A 26302-nucleotide genomic window follows, 5' to 3' on the forward strand; every position below is an offset into this window, starting at 1 on the left:
GGTTAAAAAATTAAAACGGACTTCCGGTTAGGAATATATTACCGGCAGCGTTACGAACTTTACCACAGCTCAACGGATAATCAGTGAATATCGGCGACAAAAAAAAGCATCTCAGCTATTTAAAGTTTAAGCGGCGAGTGAAACAATACAGCCTCGGGAAGGTACGTGGATATGAACTGGTTTTACTTTGGTTACAAGCCCGGTTGAACCGCAACCAGTTCCTAGTCCTTTCGGGCATCCTCGTGGGTTGTACGGCAGGTCTGGCAGGGGTCCTGTTAAAGACCCTGGTGCACCATATAAACCATCTGATTACAACCAAGGTTCATTTCGAATACCAGGTCTTTTTCTATGTTGTTTTCCCTTTTTTAGGGATCGTTTTGACTACGGTGATCGTGCTCACGGTATTTAAAGGTCAGGACCGAAAAGGCCTTGGGGCGATATTATATGAAATCGCTCAAAATTCGAGTATTGTCTCGAGCGTAAAAATGTACTCGCAGATTATTCAGAGTGCAATAACCGTTGGATTGGGCGGTTCCGCCGGATTGGAAAGTCCGATCGCAGTTACGGGGGCGGCCATTGGCTCAAACTATGCCCAGACCTACAAATTAGGCTATAAAGAACGCACATTGCTCCTGGCAGCGGGAGCTTCGGCCGGAATTGCGTCAGCTTTTAACGCACCCATAGCGGGTATCATGTTTGCCTTTGAAATATTGCTTACCGGGGTTGTCTTTTCCGATTTTATACCATTAGTGGTGGCAGCCGTGTGTGGTAGTTTGCTTTCCCGGATCCTGCTCCAGGAAGGGGTTCTCTTCCGGTTTTACTCAAGGGAAGCTTTTGATTACCATAATATTCCATATTACCTGATATTGGGACTGGTAGCGGGCCTGTATGCCCGATACTTTGTAGTTATTTCGCAGAAAGTTGATCACTATATAAAGCGGTTAAAAATGTCCCGGCTGAGAATCGCGATGCTGGGTGGCGCTGCACTTTCCCTGCTTTGTGTTTTCTTACCGCCTTTATTCGGCGAAGGATACTGGGTGGTGAAAGCATTTGCAAATGGCAACGCCCAGACTATTCTTCATAATAGCTATTTCAGGTATCTCGATCTGGGTGACTGGACCATTATTGTTTTCCTGGCACTGATTTGCCTGCTGAAAGCGTTTGCCACGTCGATCACCATTTATAGCGGCGGTAATGGCGGAAATTTTGCGCCTTCATTATTTGCGGGTGGCACACTGGGCTTCTTATTTGCTCTTATTTGCCGGCAGATTGGTTTGGAGCAGGTGCCTGTCTCCAACCTGGTTTTGGTAGGTATGGCGGGTGTTATGAGCGGTGTTTTATACGCGCCGTTAACCGCTATCTTTCTAATAGCGGAATCCAGTCTGGGCTACGATTTGTTCATTCCATTAATGATTGTGACAGTCATGTCTTACCTGATCGCACGTTGGTTCTCTCCTGTTCCACCAGACTACCGGGCGCTCGCTGAAGAAGGGAAGATATTCACCCATGAAACTGACAGAAACCTGTTATCAACGCTGCGCACCCGCGATCTGATTGATCCGGATTCTGAGGCGCTTAATGTTCATAAATCGATAACAGATTTACAGAACATTATCAGGCATGGAAAGAAAAATATTTTTGCTGTTGTTGACGGTAACAGGCATCTGAAAGGCATATTCACACTGGACGATATTCGCCCCATGCTTTTTAATAAAGACCTGAACACTGCTGCATCGGTTCAACAACTCATGAAAGCACCGGTTGCTACAATCCATCCTGATGAGAAATTGCCGGACGTCATCAAAATTTTTGACGAGACCGGTGTGTGGCACTTACCTGTGATTGATGAAAATGATGTCTTTATCGGATTCATTTCGAAATCTACCATCCTGAACAGATACCGGCAGCTTTTGAAAGAATATTCTATTTAGCCCTAGCCAAGCTTCTTGATTTCTTTTCGAATCGTTCGAAAGCTTTAAGAAGACTGGAATCGAATTAATCAGAATTACCAAAGAAAGCAAGGATTATTATTTCTCGCCTGCCTTTATTCTGCTTGAAATCAGATATAACGGCATCCCTACCAGGCGTACGAAGAGTGTTAGCACGGGCTCTCCGATAAATACTTAATAGCTATCAATCAGGATTCTCTTTCTGTATCCAAATACAAGCCCGGCAGGCTATAGTAGTTCGCCGGTTTAATTCCATTATTGCAACGGATTTTTCGTAAGTTTAGGCGTAGAATATCGCTTCAAATACCATATGCCAAAATAAGTTGAAAAAGATACTTTTTATTTATATTATCTTCTTTTCATGTAATAATGACTTTAAACGAGTGCCCGATTATGAATTGTTAATTAATCTGGACACTTCGTCAGTTTTTCAGAAGTTTGAAAGCCAGTTAAAATCGAATTTAGTAAACACAAATACGACAGAAGATTTAAAATTCATCTGCAAACTGTGGGGCTTCTTAAAATATCATCACCCATCTATTAGATACTATTCAATTCCATGGGACAATCAATTATTCTATATACTCGATAAATACCTCAGCGAACCCAATAGCGAAAAACGCTTGCTACTAGTTGAATCCTGGGTTGAATCTCTAGGTATTCCACCAAAAAGAAACAAAAAAGTTTATGCAGAACTAAATCTAAAAATGCCTCCCGACTATAGTGGGTTATTCGGTTCGGACAGAGTTAACAAAAACCTACTAAAAAAGCTGGAGTATGTCAGAGACAACGAATTTGCGTCATCCACCTCGGATTCTTATTCTTATGTTCACTTGGGAAATAGAGGCAATCCTGAATTTAAGAACGAGGTGGATTACCCTGGCGTCCCTAACGCCATGATACGGTTACTTTCACTGTTCCGATATTGGAATATGATACAATATTATTATCCATACAGATATTTACTTGATAACTGGGATAACATGCTGGATAAATACATCCCAATTTTTCTTCAAGCGAGGGATAATATAGAATATAAACTTGCAGTTCTGAAATTGATAACAAATATCAATGATTCTCACGCTGGCTTTTTTTTTGAGGACGAGCTATATGATTCATATTTTGGCAAGTACCTGATCCCATTTGAAGTTAACTTTATAGAAAACCACCTGATAGTAACCGAAAATCTCAGTAAAGTCAGTGTAAAACGGGGCGATATTGTGCGAAAAATCAATGGTATTCCAATTGATAGTTTGATCCATAAGAATGATTCGTTAACGCCAGCTTCTAATTATAACCGTAAGCTATTTAACATGACTCATCCAGTATGGGGTAGCTTATATAGAAGTAAATCCCAAAAGTTCGCTTTGGAGATCGAACGGAACAAGAAAATAAGAACGCTAACATTTGAACGGGCACTATGCGACTCCACATACAAAAAGAAGCATCAAAGCAGGAAAAGAATAGCATTCAGGAGCTATGAAATCTTTAAAAATAATATCGGCTATATTTTGTGCTCAAAATTGACAACGAACGATTTTGAAAAAATAAGATCTGCATTCAAAAATACGAAAGGATTAATCATAGATCTGAGAGAATATCCTTCAGTTTTTATGCCTTATGAATATGCAAAATGGTTGAAACAAAACAGGTCGCCATTTGCAAAAATCAGCATCTTTGATACGTTATTTCCTGGTAAATTCAATTTTAAAAGGCCTTTAAATAATGGACCTGATACATATACCTCAAAATTTCCACAAGAACATCCAATTCGCAAGTATTCGCCCAAAATTGTCATATTGGTTAACTCCCAGACCATCAGTCAGGGGGAGTTTACATGTATGGCCTTTGATTCAGAAAATGCTACCATTATTGGGAGTACGACTGCTGGTGCTGATGGCGACGTAAGCGAAATCAGCTTACCTGGTGGAATTCACACCTTTATTTCGGGAACTGGTATTTATTATCCTGATGGTCAGGAGACTCAAAGAGTCGGTGTCCGTATAGATGTATATTTAGCCCCAACAATCAAAGCCGTAAAGGAAGGGAAGGATGAACTTGTGCAGTATGCGATCAAATTATTATCAAGATAGATATGCATATATTGCATATCATAGTCGTCCTAGTCATGCCGAAAAAACCGGCATGAAACCGACTTTGGCATAATCCAGATGAGGGTTTCATAGCGAGATAACATCATCTTTCCGGTAGAACTTTCATCGCAACCAATCATCGCCAAGCTTTTGCATGTTAACATAACCCGCAAGAATTCGGTTGAGTTTTCCTGGTTACTCAATTTTGTGCTACTTTAGCCGGAAAATAGTGATAAACGACCGCCTCCTGATGAAAAATTTTGGGCTGTTCATTTTGATTGTCATTAAGAATAGGATTTTTTCATAAAATGAATAAAACTTACAACATCTATTGCGACGAAAGCTGCCATCTAGAGCACGATCATAAGACTTTTCTGTTTCTGGGCTCAGTATCCGTAGCATACAACCAACTAAAGGGTATTACTCAACGCATAAACGACCTCAAAGTAAGACATAATTTTTATGGCGAAATAAAGTGGGGCAATGTATCCAAATCACAGTACCGTTTTTATGAAGAACTGGTAAAATATTTTTTTGAAACTGAAATGACGTTTCGAAGTGTGGGTGTAGAAAAAAACAAAATAGATTATGAGGCGTTCAATAAATCGTATGACGATTTTTATTACACTATGTACTATTACCTACTCAATTATAAATTAGATACAGTATCAGGCAACTATAATGTGTATCTTGACATTAAAGACACGCTAAGTGCAACAAAGGTTAATCGCTTAAAAAAAATTCTCAATACTAAATTTGGTGTATTCCGCAATGTACAAAATATTCATTCTAAAGAAAGTTTGATCATGCAGCTTACCGATTTGTTGATGGGTGCTATTTCTTATCTGCATAACAACGCGGCAAAAGCCAACGAAGCCAAAATGCAGCTTATTGATAAAATAAAAAGCTATAGCGGCGAGAAGCTTGATAAAACTAATTACAATAAGAAGCTAAACCTCTTTTTTATAGAACTGCAATAAACGATGCCCCTAAACCTGCTTAAAAAATACAATCAGCTTTTAGAGCTTGCTGCGTACAGTGAGCAACAACGCAAAACATCTCTTATAGGTATATTTAACCGTGATATTGCTGAAAATACAAAATTCCATTTCAGAAGTAAGAAATTAAATCCTACACCTGCAGATGGTGTTACAAAAATGGAAACATTGTTTATCCACCTTACCACGGTCATAGTCGACAAATCCATTCGAAGAAGAGAATATGAACTGGGCAGAAGTGTAAGGCTGCACTGGGTAAAATACCATCTTGAGGAGCAAAAGGTAGACGAGATGCTCTGCTTCACAGTAAAAGAACCGGAAGGCCTTAGAACGTACATTTATGATAAAATGGAGAAATATGTAATAGTGCTGGAGCCGCTGCGAAATAAAAACGAGTATTATCTGCTCACTGCTTACCACTTAAATGGAAAAGATGAAAAGAGGGATAAAATCTTAAAAAAATATAAACGTAAATTGGATGAGGTGCTTTAAACGCAAAAAACGCAGAGCATCTGGGCTTGCGTTTTTCGATTTCCTTTCTTCAAACGAAGAATGAACTAAGTGCAAAGTAAGGAATTTTCGTACAAAATCCACAATATTTTTATAAAAATATTATAAACAAATAAAAGGCATGATAATTAATTGAATACTAACGAAATACAGATCATCCTAAATGGGCGGGGAAAACGAAAAATCAGATGACCCTGTTTATGCTCTAGATAAGCTCTTAGCGATTCTTTAGATATTTACGCTGCAGGACTATGCCAAATTTAATACAAGTAATATACATCGAAATAGAGTAAAAAATTCCAGTTTTGTCTGCCCCCCGTGTAATAGCAGGGGCATTTCATTTTAATTCCATTTTAGCGGGTCGCGCAAATATTTAGGAAAAACTCCCTATCGCCCCATTGTTCACAATTCGATTACAATAATTTAATAATACCTTTACCCCTTTCAAAAATCTCAAACAGCATGGTATTATGGCGTTAAAGGAAACATTTGAAAGGCAGGGCTTTTGGTTGTTCAGATACCGCGGAGTATTACCGGTGATTTTCCTGGCGGCGGGAGTCCTTGTTTTTATCGATTCAAAATTCGATCCCAGATTTTTCGCACCGGAAGAACCTATATTCGAATCTCTTTATTTTTACGCCTGTCTGGGTTTAAGTATCCTGGGACTCCTGATCCGGATTTACACGGTGGGACATACCGCGCCGAATACATCGGGGCGAAATACGCAGGAGCTGATCGCTGAAAGTCTCAATACTGACGGCTCCTATTCGCTGGTGAGACATCCATTGTACCTGGGTAATTTCCTTATTTGGCTGGGCCCCGCCATGCTGTCGGAGAATTTCTGGTTCATCGTGGCCTTTGTTTTTCTTTTCATTCTGTATTATGAAAGGATCATGTTTGCCGAAGAACAACACCTGAAACGTAAATTCGGAGCAGCGTACAGCCGGTGGCCTGATGAAGTTCCCGCTATTATTCCGAAATTCAAAGGCTTCAAAAGACCTGCACTCCCATTTGACAGGGCGAAAGCACTCACCAATGAAAAGACAGGAATTCTTCTGACTTTCCTGATCTTTGCCCTGTTGCGCTTAGCGGGTCAATTCATTCAGCAAAGGGCAGCCTATGACCTTTTTCTTCCACTCTGCACGGTGTTAGCCATAGTTTATTATATTACCTTCAAGTCACCGGTGCTCAGGCAAAAGCTATTGGTGGTGCGGAAAGTTCGTGTACCATCTGAGAGGGAACTTATCATTGACAATGATTAATTAACACGACGCAAAATCTTAATTGGCTCCGATTCTATACATTTAACGCCAAAGAAGACGCAACAAGTAAAATGACGCAACAATTTAAGACCCTGATCGGCAGAGACAGATTTTTTTCGCTCCTGCTGCTTGTTATTTTTATATTGGCCGTTATCGGCCTCGCCGTTCCCAAGATTGAAAGTTTTTTCTGGCTCAACAGCTATCATTCAACGCCGATGGAAAACGCGTTCAGAGTGTATACTTATTTTGGGGATGGGCTATTTTCGATCTTGCTGGCGGTCTTACTCTTCCTGTTCAAAAAGCGACTGCTTGGCTTTCAGATCCTGGTGTCTTTTCTCGCCTCAGGTATTTTGGCCCAGGTAGTTAAAAGAATCGCGAAAATGCCCAGGCCCCAGGAAATCCTGGCGGGCAGCTATATGCATTTTATTGAGGGTCATTCAAGTTTCGGCTGGGACAGCTTTCCATCGGGCCATACCATCTCTGCTTTTGCACTGGCCACTTTACTTGGCTTGCATACACGGAATCACTTCCTGCAAGTCGTCTATTTTTTGCTCGCCCTGCTGGTGGCATTTTCAAGGATCTACCTTGGAAATCATTTCTTGAACGATTGTTCGGCCGGCGCACTGATCGGCATGATCACTTCTCTGGCCGTTTACGCCTTTATACCACTTCCCCGTTTTATGCGTATCAAAAAGGAAGTCGATAATCAATCCCAAAACACTGATCTTCGCCATGCCTGAAGCCGAAAAGCTTAACAACAGCTTTCAGACAAATATTACGACACTAGCTCAGATGTTACGAATTATTACGTTCGTGACTCAATAAACATTGTTTTCAACCAGACTTCGAACCTGCTGAAAACCTTTCAACGGGCAGAGAATAGGAATTAACTTCGCGAAAATCCCCCGTTCCGCCATGACTTATAAAAAGCAGGTTCTTTGGCTGATATTTATTGTGGCGATCATTAAACTGATCGTCTCAGGCTTACTGCAATTGAGCAACGATGAGGTTTATTACATTGTTTACGCGCGGGAATTCCATTTCAATTATTTTGATCACCCTCCGCTGGTTGGCCTGATCCTCCGGTTCTTCAGCGCCGATCTTCACCTTCGAAATGAAATATTTCTGCGGTTAGGCTTCATCCTTTGCGGCGCCATCAGCACCTGGCTGATTTACCAGACGGGGAGGAAACTGTACAACGATTTCGCCGGGTGGATGGCAGCATTATTATTTACGGCATCCATCTATGGAAGCCTGATAAGCGGAATGATGGTCATGCCCGATGCCCCGATGTTGCTTTTCTGGCTTTTGGCTTTTTCCAAAAGCGTGGATGTGACACAACAAACCGGCCGAAAGAAAAACGCGGCACTGCTTTGGTTTGGCGTAGCAGCCGGCCTGGCCATCATGAGTAAAGTAAGTGCAGCTATGCTGTGGGTGGGGATGGGCGCCTGGATTCTGCTGATGGACCGGAAGCTGCTCAAATCAGTGTACCTGTACCTGTCGGTGCTGATTTCGCTGGCCATCGCTTCTCCTCTTTTCATTGCTATGCTCACCAGGCACGCTGAAGGTGCCGCTTATCATGCGCAACGCGTAGCGATCCATTCGCTGTTGCAACTCAGGCCCGATTCATTTCTAAGGCAGGTGCTGGGAGAGTTTGGTTATAACAATCCGATATGTTATGTGCTGACTATCCTGGGGATCATTTTGTTCTTCAGGCTCCGCAAAAGCGTTCCGCGGGCGAGCTGGCTGCCGCTGTTCTTTTCGCTGCCGCTGATTTTGGTGGTTTGGTTTTCGGCCTGGTTCAATGATACCCTGCCGCACTGGACAGGTCCGTCATTCGTATTGCTGCTGAATTACGCTGCAATATTTCTGGCAGTTAAGAAATCCAAAAAGCAGGCCCGTACTTTCCCCCGATCGGTAAAATGGGCAAATGGCCTCACGTTTTTCGCCTTAGTCGCCATTATCCTATCCGTTCATTATTTAGCCCTGCCGTTCAATTCCCGCGAAAAAGAAAAACTCGGCAAGGGCGATTTGTTGCTGGACTTCTCCGGATGGAAACAATTTCGTACTGATTTTGACAAGATATATCAGCAAGACCTATCAAACGGTCAAATGAAACCCGGTGCTTTCCTCCTCTGCGACTACTGGTTCCCTGGAGCTCACATCGATTGGTACGTAGCAGATCCGGGTAAATATCCCTTGCTGGTGCTTGGTAGTCTATATGATATTCACCAGTACGCCTGGCTAAACCGCAACCGGCCCCAACTACAACCCGGTGATGATGCTTATTACATCAGCATTTCAAACTATTACCGGCCTCAGGACCCCGTCATTACCGGCTTTTTTGAAAAAGCGGATACGATTCAATCAATACCCCAGTACCGCGCCGGTGCCCACGTAAGGGATTTCCGGATCCTCCGACTGCACCATTACAAAGGAGGCATTCAACCTGATGGAATCATCAAGTAGCAACACATTTCGCTTTATATATATAAAATTATTTCACATGACCAATCGCTCGTTTAAGGATCTCCGCATCGTGTTTATGGGAACTCCTGAGTTTGCGGTAGCCAGTCTTGACCGGCTATTTGGTGCAGGCTGCAATATTACCGGTGTGATCACAGCGCCGGACAAACCCGCGGGGCGGGGTATGAACCTCAGGCAAAGCCCGGTTAAGATTTACGCGATTGAGAAAGGCCTTCCCGTATTACAACCCGAAAAACTGAAAAACCCTGCATTTCTGGAAGAATTGAATGGGCTCCAGGCCGATTTGCAGATTTGTGTGGCTTTCAGAATGTTGCCTGAACAGGTCTGGAACATGCCGCCCATGGGTACGATCAACCTGCACGGCTCGCTCTTGCCCCAATACCGGGGAGCCGCCCCGATCAACTGGGCAGTGATGAACGGTGAAAAAGAAACCGGCGTGACCACTTTCCAACTAAATCACGACATTGACACCGGAAATATCTTACTTCAAAAAAGCTTTCCGATTCTGGAAGAAGATACCGCCGGGATGGTACACGATAAAATGAAGGAGATCGGCGCTGATCTTTTGCTGGAAACGGTAAAGGGACTGGCATCCGGTACTATTATAGAAAAACCGCAACCCGCGACAGGTAATGAAAAGCTGAAGCCGGCACCAAAAATTTTTACGGAAACCTGTCAGATCGATTTTTCAAAAGATGTGGAAACGGTCTATGACCAAGTACGGGGACTTTCACCCTACCCTACTGCATATACCTTTCTGGATGAAAAACAACTGAAAATTTATCGGGCATCAAAAAAACTTGAATTGCCTGTTTCCGCTCCGGGAGAATTTGAAACCGATAGCCGGACCTACCTCCGGGTTGCCTGCAGGAACGGTTACCTGCAATTGCTGGAACTGCAAATGGAGGGCAAGAAAAAAATGACTGTAGAAGATTTTCTCCGGGGTTACCGGTTTACGCGTTAGATCACTCAGATACGGACAGGTCAAATCTGTCTTTGTTGGAAATCTTCAAAGCTACAGCGGTCGCATCACTGATCCGCATCTTCAGGTCGCCCGATTGCTTTAGTTCTTTGATACTTCCCAATACGCGTGCGTATACCAGGGTTCCGGTTTCAGGATTCTGAATCTTCACAACTTTCCCCGGCTCAACGTCATCAATCAGCGCGTAGTACTTCTTATCGCTCCACCCCTTATTGGTCTTAAAAATACCGGCTGTGAACTTCCTTTCAGCATCCGGAGTTGCGTGCGTTCCGGCATTCCAGGCTTTTTTGAAAAAACCGGTTTCGTCCAGCGGCTCTTCTTTGGCAGCCTCGGCTTCCTGGTGTGCTGCTATCTTTTCTGATACGATTTGTTCCACTTTCTGATCTGAAACCGTTGCCTTCTCGGCTCCGGCTTCCGGCACCGGTGTGGGTTCCGGTGTTTTCACCTTGGCAGTTTTACCCGTTTTTTTCTGGGTATCCGTACTTTTTTTTGCAACCTCTGTTTTTTCTGTTTTGCCTGTTTTCTCTGGCTTCGCGCTAACAGGCGCAGGTTTTTCTTCTTTTACGGTAGCAGTCTCTGTTTTGGCTTCGCCTTCCGGCGGAACCAAATAACCCACTATCAGGGTTTGTCCTTTGTTTAGCTGATCCTTCTTCAGACCGTTCCACTCCCTAAGGTTCTTCAGTGCTACTTTTCTAAACTTGTTACTCACTGTCATCAGGCCTTCTTTTTCACCGACTGTATAATGAACAGGGATTCCCTTTTTGGATTTCTGGTTGAAATTTTCCGCCGATAAAGGAATCTTAATCTTTTGATTCAGAATCAGGTTCTTATCCTTATCGTAGCCATTTGCAGACGCCAGTTCGCTTACATTTACATGGTATTTACGGCTCAACGAGTATAATCCCTCTCCCGCGACCACGGTATGCTCAAAAGCCGGGCCCGCCGGCGAAGAAATAGCCGTTATTTTTTGTTGCGCCATGCTCAGGCCAATCCAGATAACCAGTCCGCCTGTTAATAAGAATTTCTTCATTCGGAACATCTTTAAGATTTCACATTGCTGAAACCACGAAATTACAACTTAAATTCATCTCGCCTCCTATCAGAGAATTTAACACATTTTTAATATTTGAGCTTTAACCGCGGCTCGTCTACCCGGTTGATATAAGTGTCGTTTGAGCAATAATCCCTATGTTGAATTCAGAATAACTAACTTTGCAGGTTCATGGACATTGAAGTTTTAAAATCCAAGATTCACCGGGTCGTCATCACAGAGGCCAACCTGGACTATATCGGTAGTATCACTATCGATGAAGACCTCATGGATGCCGCCAATATTATTGAGTATGAAAAAGTGCAGGTGGTCAATGTAAATAATGGCGAGAGACTGGAAACTTATGTGATAAAAGGCAAGCGGGGTACCGGAACGATTTGCCTGAACGGACCCGCGGCGCGCAAGGGCATGGCCGGTGATGTGATTGTGATCATCTCTTACGCAAGGATGGATTTTGAACTGGCGAAAAAACATCAGCCCAAAACTATTTTCCCTGGAAAAGGGAATAAGCTTTAATGTATCCCTTCTATGGTATTGAAAGGCATGTCGGGCAAAATAAAGAGTGCAGCCAGACTCATATTCTTCCTCTCTATTGGCCTTGCGCTAATTGTGTGGTCGGTCAGGGATTTGTCGGCCTCAGACAGAGAGCATATCCAGTCTGCCTTAACGCAAGCCCGCTACTGGCTTGCCATTCCTGGTTTTCTGATTTTAATTGTTAGTCATTATGCCCGTGCGCTTCGCTGGAAATTATTGATTGAACCAATGGGCTATAAACCCACCACGCCGAATGTTTTTTTTGCGGTGATGACGGGATACCTGGCCAACCAGGCAGTTCCCCGTTTGGGCGAAGTGGTCAGGTGCACCGTTCTCACGCGCTATGAACATATCCCTTTCGATAAACTTTTTGGAACGGTCATTCTTGAGCGGCTATTTGACACGCTTTGCCTGCTGATTATTTTTCTGGTAACCCTGGCTATTCAGCCAGATCTGTATGTAAGGATCATGTCAACCTTTTTCCCGGCCTCCGCAAAAAGCGGGTCGATGATCCCAAACCTGCTGATACTGGGTGCAATTGGTGTAGGATTAATCCTGATAGCAGTGCTGATCTGGATGGTGATTAAGAAAAAGAAAGTTAGCGATGTGATTGAGCTCATTAAAAAAATTGCGATCCGGATCTGGGAAGGGTTAACGACCATTCGTCACCTGAAAAAAAGAGGGTCTTTTATTTTTCTTACGTTCGTGATTTGGTTTCTGTATGCCCTCAGTGTTTACGTAGCGTTCATTGCACTTTCGGAGACTCAGCACCTTGGCGTAGATGCCGTGCTGACGGTGTTGTGCGCCGGTAGTGTGGGAATGATCTCCACGCCAGGCGGAATTGGCGCTTACCCGTTCCTGTTGCAGAAAACGCTTTTAGTATATAGCATCAATAGCGGAACGGCCCTCGCGCTGGGCTGGTTCTTATGGCTGATACAAATCACCGTCGTGCTGCTCGCAGGACTCTTCAGCCTCGTTGCATTTCCAATTTATAACAGAAGGCGGAACCCTCAGGTTCCGTGAAAAACGATCCGGGTATTCCCTATCCAGAAGTAATCTCCGTCCTTCAACAATATTTCACTACCTGGTGATATTCGATCAATTTTATTATCTGTATTGTAGAAAGTTCCGTTCTTGCTGGGTACCGCATCCTGGAGACTGTATTGGTAGCCGCCCTGGGGCTTTTGCCGCCTGATGATCTGACAATGGTTTTTGGAGATAAACTGATCGGAAGTTTTAATGGCAATATCCGGCCTGAAGGAGCCGGGGGCATCATTGCGCCTGCCAACAGTAGTCCTGTCGCGAACGATAAAAAAATGCTGTGCTTCGGTAAGGATATTCGGGATCACTTCCAGGAAAGCTTCACTAATCCCGTGCTTTAGAGCGAAGGCCGGATCGATGTTTATCGCCGTAGGCACCATTTCAGGCCCATCCCTTTTTATACGGCCATCCAGGCCATCAAAATAAAACCGGTTCAGTTCTCCGCCCGTCCTAAACCTTTCAGACGGGTCCTTGCCCAGGCACTTCAGCACAAGCATTTCTAACCAATCCGGAATATCACAGTGAGTCATGTCAACACCTTCTTTCTCTCGAACCGCATTCATCCTCAGGGGACATAATTCAGGAACAGGCGCAGATTTATGTTTTTCTTCCAGTTCCAGCATAACGGCTGCCTGTTTATAATCTTTTACCGGAAACGGCACGCGACCGGTTAATAACTCATACAAAACAATACCAAAGCTGTAAATATCCGAAGGCGTATCAACGGTCTCACCCCGCCATTTTTCAGGCGCCTTATATTCTGCCATGCCGTCCTCCTTCTTGCTGAGTCCGACCGCCTGCGGATCAGTAAATGAAAGGCCAAAATCGATCAGCACATATCGGTAACTGCCATCTTCATTTTTTGTGCGAATAATATTTTTAGCATTAATATCATTATGAATGATGGCATTTTTTTTTAATATTACTGAAGCTGAATGTTCAGATAATTCCCCCGGAACAGGATAATGGTGACAATAACGCAACGCCGATGATATCTGGTCAATCACATCTAAAACTTCATCTATCGAGAAATATTTTTCTCTTTTCAGAATAGCCTCCAGCGTTTCACCATCCAGGAACTCCATTTCGAGCGATGGCTTATGATCCAGCACATATTCATTATAAACCCTCACAATATTTGGATGATCCAGCTTTTTAAGTATCTCCACTTCATCTTTAAAATCCTGGTACACCTTCGCGTTCTCGCCCTCAACAGAAAGATCGAGTTGCTTTAAGGCATAAATCTGTTCCGGATCGGATTTACTGCGAGCTTTGTAAACCGATGAGAAACCACCATGTCCCATCACCCTCAAAATATCATACCTGTTCCTTAACTCTTCCATGCAGATCAATTTATTATATTATTCCGGCAATTAGACCAATTCCCCACAATTCTTTAAGACAGAACCCGAAACTCCAAAACAACCTTGTCGTTGAAAGTGATTGAATCCCCATCTTTCAACACATGGGGTACGGTCGCCTGGTTGAGACTCACCCCACTAAAATCATTGAGCGTTGCATTGTAGATTTTTATTTTATGTGAAGGGTTATTTAGGAATTTCGACCGGAAAATTTTATACGCGCCAATGGTGTTGTCAAATACTATGGCTGCGTGTGATCGACTGATATAGTTATTGATCGCGTAGGCCTCTTCATTTTTTTCTTCGATGCCAATAAAGGCGATATCATTGTGAATTTTAGGACCATTTTCAATCTTGGGGTCTTTACATCGACCGATGTAATAATACTTCCCGGTGGGCTCCAGAAAATATTCAGGCTCCCAGGTAATCCCTTCTGTCGCCACCAGCTTTGCCCTGACTTTCTTAAGGGTCTCGCGGGGTGTTAACACTTCAACGCCAATGCCCGGAATTATTTGTGTAACCTTGCCGGACTTATCAGATTCTGTAAAAAGCTCAACGCTGAAATCCTCCTGATACCGGATACCCTTCGATTTAAAATCTCTTTTGATTCGGCTAATGAATTCGTCATCCCGAATAAGAGATATAAGTCCAATATTTTCAACAGAGCGTTCAGCAAATGCGGAATGGAAATTTATTCCCGAGACGACCGTATTTCCATAACCCAGCATTCTGACACTTTGGGAGATAGCACCAATAATAATTTCCTTCAGCTCTTCAATATTATCAGGGCCTTTTTCTCTGCTGGTACCAACTTTAGGTCCGGATTCTGTTGTAACATCGCCAGCCTCAACCTGTTCATCGTCGGCATTCAGGGAAGCTGACAATTGTTTTAATTTCTTTGTAAACCAATTCATCATAGTTTATCCAATTTATGACCCCATGGTCAGATCATTTTAATATTTTCGGCGATAGCCATCCATCCTGCATTTACTCCGTTTTAAAAATATCCGGAAGCCTTCAACTGCTGCAATATTTCTTTGGCCAACTGCTTTGCAAAATCGGAATTCCCGATCTCTTCAATCCTAATGGCGAAAGCTACCGGCGCTTTCAATTTAGGTGATGGTACATAAAATGTGTACCAGGCGTCCGTTACTCTTTTTAAAACGGTCTTGTTTCCAACCCGGGTGACTTTGTCACGCTCCGGGCTTCCCGTCTTGCCCGACACGGCCAGTCCGGTGGCCGCCGCAACCGAAGATGACTGCTCCTTCATAAACGAAGCCAGCAGGCTATTCATTCCCGGATTCCTGGCGGCTTTGATGGCTTCTTCATTTGTCGCTACCGGCTGATTCCAGGATTTTTTCAAAAATACCGAAGGTTGCAATAAGCCATTATTTGAAACAATGCCGCTCATCTTCGCGAGCTGCAAAGGTGTGGCCATCAGTTCACCCTGCCCCCAGGCGAGGTCGGAGTACCGCGAAGCGAAACGTCTTTTACTGCCAGCCAGGCGCTTGCTGTTATAGATATTCTTACCCACTTTCACAAAATTATTCCATTCCTTCAGAAAGTAATCCTGGTTGTAGCGTTCCGGTCTTCTGAAATGAAAACCTCCCCGGTTAAGGATATTCATACCCAGCAGGTCGTACATGTTAAACAATGAAGCCTGCAGGTTCTTTTCATTAGCCAGTTTGATGAAATACACATTACTTGAACGAACGATCGCTTTGTGCATGTCCACGGTCTCATTAACCGGTTCACCGTGACGGATCACTTCTCCCGGCGATATGAAAAAACTGAAATTAGCGGCTTTGGTTCCATATTGATTCATAGCTGCATAAGCGTCCACGATCTTGATGGTGGATCCCGGTCGCGAATTGAAAGTAATGCCGAGGTCGCGGGGGACCACTATCCGATCCTGGAACAGCCTTTTGAATATTTCATTATAGTCAAGGGGCTCAATATTGCTGATTAGTTTCAGATCCCTGGGGGAAGGCTGCGGGTTCATACAGGAAGCCAACACCTCGCCGGACTTTGCGTTGAGTGCTACGACAGAGATCCGGTAATTTTTAAATGGATCTTTCGTTTGGAGGATATGATTGATCTTTTGACTGAAAATGGCATCCACACTGACTTGCAGATCTTTTGGCTTCAGGTTTTGTGAATCCTTCAGCCTGCTTTCATTCCCCGCCCTGATCAAAGGGGCCAGGGCACTGTAGTCATAGCGCACCAGTTCAGATTCTTTTTCTGTTTCCGGTAGGAACCGGGCTTCCTTATAGCGATCAGTAGTTTTCTGCAAAACTGTAAAGGGCACGTCAAAGCCCCTAAGCATGGTATAATGCCTGAACTCGGCTGCGTAACCGGTATTTTCTTCGCGTGCGATCTCGGTGTTGTAGTCGCCCAGCCAGAAAATCATATCCCGTGAAAAAGGATAATATCGTTTTTGTTCTCTTCCCAGTTGCTTCGAATACATTTCTGCATCTGCTCCCAGGGGAATCAACCTGCTACGGAATCGGTCAAAAGTGTGCTTGTCAGACGTTGCAAGCAACACGCCATTTCCGTCATAGATGTTACCGGGCTTTATATCGCGCAGCATCAGCCCGATGCGTGGGTTGTAACTGTATTGCCATTCTCCCTTCCGGTTCAATACCAGCGCGGGTTTTACCACGTAACGGTCAGCATGAAACTGGTACCAAAGCAGGGCGCCGGTAAATACCAGCACGATCCCAAAGAAACTTAGAATGGCATACGTATTAACGTCGTCAAAATGTTCCCGCACATATTTCATTTCCAATACATCGCCTTTTTCATTGGACATGATGATGATCAGGGCAAAGGCAGCCATCGTCAAAATAATTCCCGCGTTCCCTTTACTCAAAAACGGAACCGACACTCCTGTCAAAGGAATTAGCCCCAGCGTGCCGGCTACGATCAGCGCAAACTGAAGCATGGTGGCAATGGCTATCCCGGCCATCAGGTAAAACATAAAGGGCTTTCCGGTTCTGCGGGCCGACAAAACGCAACGATACACCAGCAATCCAAAGGCAATAAACAATGCAGTAAGTGCCAGCAACCCCAATTCCTCTCCTATGCTTTCCACAATCATATCGGTATGATGCGCCGGCATTACATTTGAAAATCCTTTCCCCAGGCCCTGGCCCAGGAATCCGCCGGCATTCAGCGACCAAACACCGTGCGCTATCTGATCACCACCCGACAGTTTGTTTTCCCAGATGTTCACAAACATCCCGTTTCTGTCTGCCAGCCGCTGTGTAAACTCAAAGGGTAGTCCGGCTAACAGAATGAATGAAGAAATGATCAGGATGATTAAAAAAACAGATTCGTACTTCTTTTTTATCAGGGCATATAACAGCGTTCCAAAGCAGGCAAGACCGGCAAGCAGGGGCAGATAATTTCTTTCCGGGCTATTGAGGTATCTGCTTGTGATGAATAATAAAACGGCGAAAATCACGGCCGCCAGCACCATCTGAAAGAACTCATTTTTGGCAAAAGAATAAAAGAATAGAAAGGTCAGACAAAGCACGATGGCCGGACCGAGGTCTCCCAGCATAGCATATACTCCCAGCAATAACAGAAAAAGAATCAGCATCAGTAAATTGTTCTGCACCAGCCACCGGTTGTTGGGAATGTTCCGGAAATACCCGGCGTTTACTGTAAAATATACAGCAAAAAACACGATCATCAGGTACTTCGATAATTCGCTGACCTGGAATCCAAATAGGTTAACCCTCACCCCACTTCCTTCTGGTCCGGTACCGAATACAGTTAGCATCAGCATGATCAAGATCGACAAAATCAGCCATGAATAACCCCGGGGCGCCTTGAGTCGATTCGTCATTGGAAGTAAATAATGTAAAGGATCAAACCATTTTGAATGATAGAAGCGATTGACAGGGTTGTTTTTGAGGATGAATACGAATACCGCACTCGCCACCAGCACCCAGGCTCCATACTGGGCCATGCCGGCGCTGTAGATCTCATCGCGAAGCGGATCCTGAATACTGAAGAGTACCATCACGCCGGTTCCCGAAATAAACATGACCAGAGGCAAAATAAGAGGATCGCTCCGGTAATTGCGGATCGAAAGCGCCAGGTGAAACAACCAGAACCCGGCCACAAAAAAGATCAGGCTGTAAGTTAAGTCCCTGATAAAATCATCCGGTGTGCGAATCGTAAAGATCCGATCATTTTTAATTTGCCGGTATTCAACCCGATCAAGTATCCTGAGCTTATGAACTTGCCCCGTGAAATCCAACGTTTTGCTTTTATCAACCTGGATGACCCCTTTGGACGCACCAAATTCAAATCCGGGCCGGATAGGTTGAATGCTGTAATTGCTGCCTGGTTTCAGGTGTGTAAAAGCATAATAACCTTCGGGATCCGTCCTGGCATAAAATTCTGTTTGCAGCGCTTGTTCCCCTTCACGCAGGCTGTCATAGAAAGACTGGGGTAACACTTCTGTCAGCCGAACCAGAGCACCGATCTTTGGCCCTTTGTCCGCAGATGACTCAAGCTTCACCCTGCCACGAATACTGATTCCGGTCTCACGGTCCTGAATCGGTACTTTGGAAGAGTAAGCAACCGGTGCTTTCAGCTCCTGTTGATAAAGCCCGGAATCCATACCCAGGTGGGCCAGTCCGTTTAGAAAGCGAAGGTACCCGGCATCGCTTCCCGACTGCAGAAAATCTGTCGCCGGAATCATCAGATCCTTTTTATTCAATGCCCCCAGATTGGGCAAACGCCGCCCGTGCTCCACAGCTTTAGCCAGGGCTTGAGCAACAAATCGCGGATATTTATCATCCGTAAAATATCCTCCCTTGGTGATAATTTTTTGCAGAACCGGGGTATTGATCGGGGGAGACAGATTGATCACTTTCTCCTGCTGGTATCCTGTGTCTGCTTCCTTGAGGCCCTCCTTAATATTTGCATAATACCGCAGTGCCATCAGGGCTATTAAAAGGGTCACTGCGCCCAGAAGTATCCGTTCCGTTTTTCTTGAATATCTTGGTTGCTTTGCTTTCATACCCAGCTTTGCTTAATGAACGGGGGTTTGATGTCTCACACTATCTTTCCGGACGGTGTCGGTTGCCTGCCTGAGCGAGTCATACAAGATCGACAGGCTGTCGGTCACCGGGATGCTGTCTCTTTTAATAGCCAGACTGTCTCCACCATTGGAAACCGCCGGCGCAATCAGGCTTTTAGTGCCCCACCAGTTTGCCACGAATCCCGCCACCAGCGCGATCGCGATCCAAATCAAACTTATTTTTTTTTTAACCAACCGGTTTTTTTTTCGCCCGGAACCTGCCGCTTTTTCTTCGCCCTGAATCGGTACTTCAATAGCCCGCTTATAGATCTTTTTTCGATCAGATTTCCTGGCAGTATAGCTGGCCAGTGCCACGGTAATATTATCTTTTCCACCTGCTTCATTAGCACGGTCGATCAGCAATTGCAGCTTCTCCTTAAGTGGCAGATCCTGTCCGAGCACTTCCGCCATACCGGCCCGGTTCACCAGATCGGTCAGGCCATCGCTGCAAAACAGAGCGATGTCGCCCGGCAGGAAACTGTGCTCACTCATCTCAATATAGCCTCCTGTATCTGCCGGGTCTAGTAACACGTCACCCAACATTTTATTGATCTCATTGCGTCTCGGATGGTGCATAGCCTCCTCCTCTGTCAAATAACCTTTGTCCTCCAACTGGCCCACGGTGGAATGATCTTTGGTAAGCTTCAGCATCTCACCATCTCTGTACACATAACCACGGCTGTCACCGATATGCCCGATATACATCATTTCCCTATCCGCATCCAGGATCGCGGTTGTAAGCACACAGCTCATACGGTTCAGGTCGGGCTGAGAAGTCCTCTTCCCGTGAATCTGATTATTAGCGGCGATCACGGCTTCCCGAAGCAATTGAAGAGGGGGACCGAAACTAAAATGATTGAAATAATTTTCAATGGTTGTACGTGCAATCTGTGCGGCTTCCGCACCACCCTCATAACCACCTACTCCGTCAATGGCGCCAACCAGGGCCATGCCGGGCTTACTCCATAATTCGGGGATCCAGACAAAATTATCTTCATTTTCCTCGCGTTTCCGGCCGATGTCGGTTTGTACGGCCGACTGAATTTTTCTGTTCATGCTTTAGTTTTTGTCTGCATGTAAAAAACGAGCAGGATAAACAGTATCATGAGTATCGCTATCATCCGCTACGCCGCTTTAAAATCTATCTGAAATATTCCACATACGATCGTCGAGTCGTTTTTCAGCGGATGCCAGATGGGGTTCTCACCGGCCCGGCTCAACTGGAGAGACTGTTCATTGACGAAAGCATCGGCAAAAAGCGCTATATAGAAAGCCCTGGCAGGCTCCTCATATTTTATCATAATATGTTCTTTCTGCAGACTGCCACTGGGTTCGTCAATACACAATAAGGTGGACGTGCTGGCCATCCCCGGAATAGCTTTCGTGATCTTTAACTGCCGCTCGCGCATCGGGAAACTATACCGCTGCTTCTGGAGGACGAATTGTATGGTCGCCAGCCTGTCCTTCTGGCCGGAGGGTTCAGACGCTGCTGTATTCGCACCTGGCGCAGGCGCTACATTACCCAGCAATTCACGATTGAACTTTACCCTGAAATGCCCTTTGGATAGAATATCAATATTGGAAAATGTATCCGGATTCAGATCATAACGCGAATACTTGGAATGCTTGCTGCTGATGGATACTTTGATCTGCTCAGACGACAATTCGGCCCAGGATTTTTCCGACGTGGGCGCACTGATGACCTGCACGAATCCAGGTTCGATGTCTTCATTGTTAATGCCTTGCTCAGCAGGACTATACTGAAAATCCCAAAAATTACCAATCGGCTCAAAACGCGGATACTGGTTTTTCATTAGCTGGATGTACTCATAAAATTCATCTAAGATTCCCTGGGTAATACCGGCCAGCCTCAATTCAGCATGACGATAGTCTTCCGGGCGCATCAATATCAGATAGCTGCAATCGTACATCATTCTTCGATTAAACGACTCCCTGGCGATGGTCTCTTTAAAAGAAGACACTACCTGATCTACCAGTGCCTGATTGGTCAGTCTTTTTTCTTCCTCTTCTTCGTAGGGAAGAAGCCATTTTTTTATTTTCTCAAACATTGTTGAATGCTAATTTGCTAATTATTTTTTTTTGTTCATCCCCAATGCTTCCTTTTCTGGCTACACATCATAACTTTTCAATTTTCCGCTCGACAATCCGCGTAATCTTCATTTGTCCGTCCACAACTGCCGACACATCTATATTATAGGGGATCCAGTCATCGGCTTCATTTTGTTTTATTTTATAGAGCATATTAAAATCCACAAGTACATTGCCATCCTGGCTATGCGTAAATGAATAGGTCGCATCATTGATGTTCGCTTCTGTAAATTTCCATTTATTGTGGTATCGCTCACACTCTTTTACAATCTGTTCCAATGGTTTGTCGGCCTGGCTGTAATACTGTTTTACGGTATCTCCAAAGAAACGACTTAGCGTGCTGCAATCACTTCTACTGTGATAATAATCATTCAGAAATTCTTTGATCATGTTTTCTTTCGCATCAAGATCAACGCTGGTGACTACCTGATCTCTGGTCCCATCTGCACCCGTTGAAACAGTGGTGTCGGGTTTCAGCTCAGGGGGCGGAGTCTTTGCGGGCGCGGGTTTTCTGGTGGAAACGGTCTTTTCAATCTTCTTTGGCGTACTCCGGTTTCCAAAAAGGTCTGATACCATTTTCTTATTCAACGCCAACGCCAGCAATCCTGCCACCGCCAACACGGCTATAATGCCAATCACAACGCTTCCTGTCCGGCTTTTCGGTCTGTCACGGACCATCGGATAGGGCTGAACGGCAGTGTGTCCTGATATAGGTGGGGCGACCTGGATTAACGTTTGATCAGCCTCACTAACACTGTTCCCGATCTTTTGAAGTTCGCGCCTCTCCAAGGCGTTCTTAGCCAGGTACCCCGGAAGCAGGCTCCGCCAGGGTTCAGGCAACCTGGAAGTGTCTAGATCCTTGCGTACAATGCGCTCCTGCACTTCGAAATCAGAGAACCGGGTCGTATCGTACGGAGCCTGCCCGGTAACCAGGTGAAAAAAAGTCACCGCAAGTGAATAGATATCAGTTTTGTAGGTGAGATTTTTAATATCATACACTTGCTCAGGACTCATGTACATCAGCGTTCCCATCCGCGAACCCGTTTGGGTGACTGAAATATTATCCCTTAGCTTGGCGATGCCAAAATCAAGTACTTTGATCTGACCATCTTCCGTGACAAAAAGATTCGATGGTTTGATATCGCGGTGAATAATATTCTTACGATGTGTGTACTGAAGCGCATCCACCAGGTCGTTCCACCAGGTAACCAATTGTTGAGAACTAAATCTCTCGCCGTCTTTCAGCCTGTGTGAGAGGTCCTTCCCCTCCAGGTATTCCATGATCATACAGGGACGATCGTCCAGGGTTGCAAAATCATACACATTCCGGATGTGAGGGTGATTTAGCTGCACCATCAGCCGGGCTTCGTTTTCAAACCGGGAGACTACCTCGGGAACATGAAACAGTCTTTTCTGAAGAAGCTTAACCGCAGCAGGTTTGTGTAAACTATTTTCCGCGTACCAAACCTCTGCCATTCCCCCCTCTCCAAGCTTGTACCTTAAGGTATATCCGTTTACTGTTGAATTTTCCATGCCGCTTAAAGCCTGTTAATCTTGTGGACGTTCCGCGTTAAAAATAATAGTGCCTGTCAGGATCATTATTCCTTAAATTTCTCAAAGTAACCCTCAAATTACCACAAAGAGTTGACTATGGGTACCTAAATAACTGAAAAAACGGCAAAACCGGCAAAACTGCCGGTGAAATTATGGAAAAAGGAGGTTTTTGCGTCTTATACTGATAGCGTGGTTACATTTCTTGCAAGATGCCTCGGACGAAATGTAGGCAAAAACCGGACGAAAGGATTGCGCCCGGTTCACATGTTTTTCGTCGGGATGGATTATTTCAGGAACCGTTCACATTAATATCCAAAAACCTCATTCAGTTCAATTTTCTTAACCGTACCCAATTTCTCCAGTTCACTTTTATCCAGTTTCTTTTCAGATGCAACGATGCAATAAGTGAATGGCTTCGATGCCAGGTTGCGATTGTGAAAATCTTTTAATTCTTTATATCCGATCTGGTCGATCGACCCATAAATCTTTTTCCGTATATCATCTTGGAGACCTTTTTGTTGTGCGCCCAGGTAATTAAAAATGATGTCATCCTGCACGATGCGCTGTGTTTCCAGATCTTTCTTTGCGCTGGTCCTGGCGAGCGTTAGGTTCTCGGGCAATTCGGGCAGGTTATTGAGCAACTCGTTCATGGCTGTCGTTGCTTCCTTAAACTTGTCTGCCTGGCTTCCCACATAGGCTGTAACAAAATAGGGATCCTCTTTTTTTGATGGCGTCACGTAGTAGGCCGATGTGGAATAGGCGAGCGCCTTACTTTCCCTGATGGTCTGAAACACCAGGCTGCCCATACCGCCACCAAAATAATTGTTGAACACCGTCACCACCGTTTCCTCTTCAGGGTCATACAGATTATTGTTTCTAACCCATCTGATCTCGGATTGTACCATGTCGTAATCTGTGAAATAAACCTGGTTGGTCTGCTGTTGCGCCGGTTTGTATTCCTTTTTTGCCGGAACCGTGGTGAAGCTTACTGGCAGGTTATGAAGTGACTTCAAACTTGCCGTAAACGCCGGCAGTGACTGGGGACCATAGTACAGAATTTTGTGTGGATATTTGTTGAGGTTGTACAATAAGCTTACCAATTCCGCCGAACTGATTTGTTCCAGATCTGCATTGGAGATGACATCGTTAAACGGATTCTTCTCGCCGTAGCGCGCATAATTAAGTAATCCGCTGAGAATCGCAGATTTGTTCAACTTCGCGTCGGCCCTGCTTTTCAGAATCCTTGCTTTGAGAGACTGCAGCGCCTGGTCGTCCGGTTTACAATTCGCCAGCAGGTCTTCAAACAGACGAACTGCTTTAGGCATATTCTCCTGGATACCTTCCAGGGTCACGGTTGTATATTCATTACCGGCGGAAACGCTAAAACTGCATGCAATTTTATAGAATTCTTTAGAGATGAACTCAGCACTCAGTTTATCGGTACCCAGGAATTGCAGGTATTGTGCGGCTAGTCCGAGTTGTTGATCGTTCCAGGTCCCCAGTTCATAGCGGTAACGCAACCTGAAAATGCTGTTGTCTTTATTTTGAACGTAGAGGATCTCCGCCGGCCCGGCTGTCGATTTCTGCAGATCTTTGTTATAATCCAGCCACACAGGCCTGATCGGGGATTCAGGCATTTTGTTGATCGCTTTTACGAAATCGGATTGCGCCTTTGGATTTGTTTCTACCGGATGGATGGGCGGCTTATCTATCTTGACCACATTTTTATCCTCACCCTGCTTTTTAAATACCACCACATAATCACCCACTAAATATTTGTTGGCAAATGCCGTAATATCTTTTTTGGTGATTTTTGAGAGATCATCCGCCGAAGCAACCCTGTCTTTCCAATCGAGTTCATTGGTAAAAGCATTCATCAGGTAGCCGGCCCGGGCGCCGTAACTTTCGGTGACCAGAATCTGTCTTTTCTTCTCATTGTTAATGATGGACAGCAACAGGTCGTCGTCAAAATTCCCTTGTTTCAAATTTGCTATCTCTCCTAAAAGCAAATTTTTAACTTCTTCGAGTGACTGACCTTTCGTGGCATTTCCTCTGAGGTATAATACGCCATGATCGATCAGTGTAAACGTGGATGCTGATGCATACAGTAGTTTTTGTTTCTTCACCAGGTTCAGGTCCATCAGACCAGCTCTGCCGTTGGTCAATATGGAGCCGATCAGATTCATGACCGGCAGGTCGCGGCTTTGGTTACCAGGAAGCCGGTAGCCGATCGTTACACTTTCCGCATCGGGCCCCATGACCGTGTAAACTTCGGGATTACTGAAGTGTACTTCGCCTGCGGCCTTGTACGGCGTAACCGGTCTTTCTTTCATGAAGGCAAATGACTGGTCGATCTGCCTGATCAGGAGGTCCGGATTAAAATCCCCGCTCATAATGATGCCCATGTTATTAGGAACATAGTACGTATTGAAATAATTTCTGATAGCTTCCAGCGATGGATTCTTCAAGTGTTCGATGGTACCGATGGTGGTCTGTTTACCGTAGTTGTGATTTTTGAACAGCGCCGCAAATAAAGTCTCGAAGATCTTGCGGCTGTCATTATCCAGGCTGCGGTTTTTCTCTTCGTACACGGCTTCCAGTTCAGTGTGGAAAATACGAAAAACCGGGTTGCGGAATCGCTCAGACTGCACGGCCAGGTATTTATTGATCGCCGAGGCCGGAACATCGTCGGTATAGACCGTCTGTTCGAAAGACGTAAATGCGTTTGTACCCTGTGCTCCCATGGCGCTCATCATTTTATCGTATTCATTAGCGATCGCAAACCTGCTGGCCACGCCACTTACGCTGTCGATTTGCCTGTAGATATCTCTGCGCAGGGTTTCATCAGTCGTTGTGTTATATTTTTTGTACAACGCATTGATCAGTTCCAGTTGAGGTTTTTCGCGGCTCCAATCGAGTGAGCCGTATTTATCGGTACCTTTAAATAACATGTGTTCCAGGTAATGAGCGAGTCCTGTGTGATCGGCCGGGTCTGTTTTACTGCCGGCTTTCACCGCCACATAACATTGAATCCGGGGTTCTTTGGCAGTTGGGCTCAGTATCACAGTGAGTCCGTTCTTGAGCGTATAGAACCTGGCCTTCATCGGATCGTTGGTCACGTATTTGTAGGTGTAACCGCCTGAAGTGGCTTGTTTCCAGGCAAATTTCGACTGGGCGAATACGGCACCGGTAAAAAAGATAAAAGCTACAATGACAAAAAATCGTTTATTTCCCATAAAAAAAGAGTTTAATCTATAAAGATATCTTTTTTTT

18 protein-coding genes are annotated in these 26302 nt (G+C 44.7%); 10 read left to right on the forward strand and 8 right to left on the reverse strand.

Translation table 11 applies throughout. From position 1 onward, the window contains the following. The first annotated feature begins 137 nt into the window (after positions 1-137). From AC3WS5_RS09950 to fmt, 8 genes are all read left to right on the forward strand, one after another. The gene (locus tag AC3WS5_RS09950; protein ID WP_492467171.1) at positions 138-1931 is read left to right on the forward strand and encodes a chloride channel protein; all 1794 of its coding nucleotides are present in this window, start codon (positions 138-140) and stop codon (positions 1929-1931) included. A gap of 341 nt (positions 1932-2272) precedes the next feature. Then, positions 2273-4042: a S41 family peptidase gene (locus AC3WS5_RS09955; protein WP_492467172.1), complete on the forward strand. Its 1770-nt coding sequence runs from the start codon at positions 2273-2275 to the stop codon at positions 4040-4042. A gap of 308 nt (positions 4043-4350) precedes the next feature. Then, a complete protein-coding gene (locus tag AC3WS5_RS09960) occupies positions 4351-5022 on the forward strand; it encodes a DUF3800 domain-containing protein (RefSeq protein WP_492467173.1) in 672 nt (223 codons plus the stop codon). Between the two features lie 3 nt (positions 5023-5025). After that, positions 5026-5532, forward strand: coding sequence for a hypothetical protein (locus tag AC3WS5_RS09965; RefSeq protein WP_492467175.1), 507 nt, complete (start codon positions 5026-5028; stop codon positions 5530-5532). A 488-nt stretch (positions 5533-6020) separates the two neighbouring features. Further along, the gene (locus AC3WS5_RS09970) at positions 6021-6812 is read left to right on the forward strand and encodes a methyltransferase family protein (protein WP_492467177.1); all 792 of its coding nucleotides are present in this window, start codon (positions 6021-6023) and stop codon (positions 6810-6812) included. 71 nt (positions 6813-6883) lie between these two features. After that, positions 6884-7552 carry a phosphatase PAP2 family protein gene (locus AC3WS5_RS09975; protein ID WP_492467178.1) on the forward strand — a complete coding sequence of 223 codons (669 nt, stop codon included), beginning with the start codon at positions 6884-6886 and terminating at the stop codon, positions 7550-7552. Between the two features lie 175 nt (positions 7553-7727). Continuing rightward, positions 7728-9281 (forward strand): ArnT family glycosyltransferase, encoded by a 1554-nt coding sequence (locus tag AC3WS5_RS09980; RefSeq protein ID WP_492467180.1) that lies wholly within the window; start codon positions 7728-7730, stop codon positions 9279-9281. Between the two features lie 37 nt (positions 9282-9318). Next, the gene (gene fmt, locus AC3WS5_RS09985) at positions 9319-10263 is read left to right on the forward strand and encodes a methionyl-tRNA formyltransferase (protein ID WP_492467182.1); all 945 of its coding nucleotides are present in this window, start codon (positions 9319-9321) and stop codon (positions 10261-10263) included. A 1-nt stretch (position 10264) separates the two neighbouring features. Here the strand turns inward: fmt and AC3WS5_RS09990 are convergent, their stop codons facing one another. Then, complete coding sequence (locus AC3WS5_RS09990) at positions 10265-11311, reverse strand: LysM peptidoglycan-binding domain-containing protein (protein WP_492467184.1); 1047 nt, start codon at positions 11309-11311, stop codon at positions 10265-10267. Between the two features lie 192 nt (positions 11312-11503). On the opposite strand from AC3WS5_RS09990, the gene panD reads away from it, so the two are divergent. Further along, the gene (gene panD, locus AC3WS5_RS09995) at positions 11504-11848 is read left to right on the forward strand and encodes an aspartate 1-decarboxylase (protein WP_492467186.1); all 345 of its coding nucleotides are present in this window, start codon (positions 11504-11506) and stop codon (positions 11846-11848) included. Positions 11849-11860: 12 nt separating this feature from the next. Then, entirely contained in the window at positions 11861-12889 is a 1029-nt protein-coding gene (locus AC3WS5_RS10000; RefSeq protein ID WP_492467188.1) for a lysylphosphatidylglycerol synthase transmembrane domain-containing protein, read from the forward strand. On the opposite strand, the gene AC3WS5_RS10005 is transcribed toward AC3WS5_RS10000, so the two are convergent. From AC3WS5_RS10005 to AC3WS5_RS10035, 7 genes are all read right to left on the reverse strand, one after another. Further along, positions 12877-14250 carry a protein kinase domain-containing protein gene (locus tag AC3WS5_RS10005; RefSeq protein WP_492467190.1) on the reverse strand — a complete coding sequence of 458 codons (1374 nt, stop codon included), beginning with the start codon at positions 14248-14250 and terminating at the stop codon, positions 12877-12879. The two genes, AC3WS5_RS10000 and AC3WS5_RS10005, sit on opposite strands and share 13 nt — an antisense overlap. A 53-nt stretch (positions 14251-14303) precedes the next feature. Next, complete coding sequence (locus AC3WS5_RS10010) at positions 14304-15185, reverse strand: FHA domain-containing protein (protein ID WP_492467192.1); 882 nt, start codon at positions 15183-15185, stop codon at positions 14304-14306. 80 nt (positions 15186-15265) lie between these two features. Further along, the gene (locus AC3WS5_RS10015) at positions 15266-19306 is read right to left on the reverse strand and encodes an FtsW/RodA/SpoVE family cell cycle protein (RefSeq protein WP_492467194.1); all 4041 of its coding nucleotides are present in this window, start codon (positions 19304-19306) and stop codon (positions 15266-15268) included. Positions 19307-19318: 12 nt separating this feature from the next. After that, positions 19319-20422, reverse strand: coding sequence for a PP2C family protein-serine/threonine phosphatase (locus tag AC3WS5_RS10020; protein WP_492467196.1), 1104 nt, complete (start codon positions 20420-20422; stop codon positions 19319-19321). 68 nt (positions 20423-20490) lie between these two features. Next, on the reverse strand, positions 20491-21435 hold the full coding sequence (locus AC3WS5_RS10025) for a hypothetical protein (RefSeq protein WP_492467198.1): 945 nt from the start codon (positions 21433-21435) through the stop codon (positions 20491-20493). Positions 21436-21502: 67 nt separating this feature from the next. Next, complete coding sequence (locus AC3WS5_RS10030) at positions 21503-23008, reverse strand: serine/threonine protein kinase (RefSeq protein WP_492467200.1); 1506 nt, start codon at positions 23006-23008, stop codon at positions 21503-21505. A 326-nt stretch (positions 23009-23334) separates the two neighbouring features. Continuing rightward, positions 23335-26265: a M16 family metallopeptidase gene (locus tag AC3WS5_RS10035; RefSeq protein ID WP_492467202.1), complete on the reverse strand. Its 2931-nt coding sequence runs from the start codon at positions 26263-26265 to the stop codon at positions 23335-23337. Positions 26266-26302: the final 37 nt, after the last annotated feature.

This window comes from Niabella sp. CPT15-335-S11 (genome assembly GCF_058792415.1).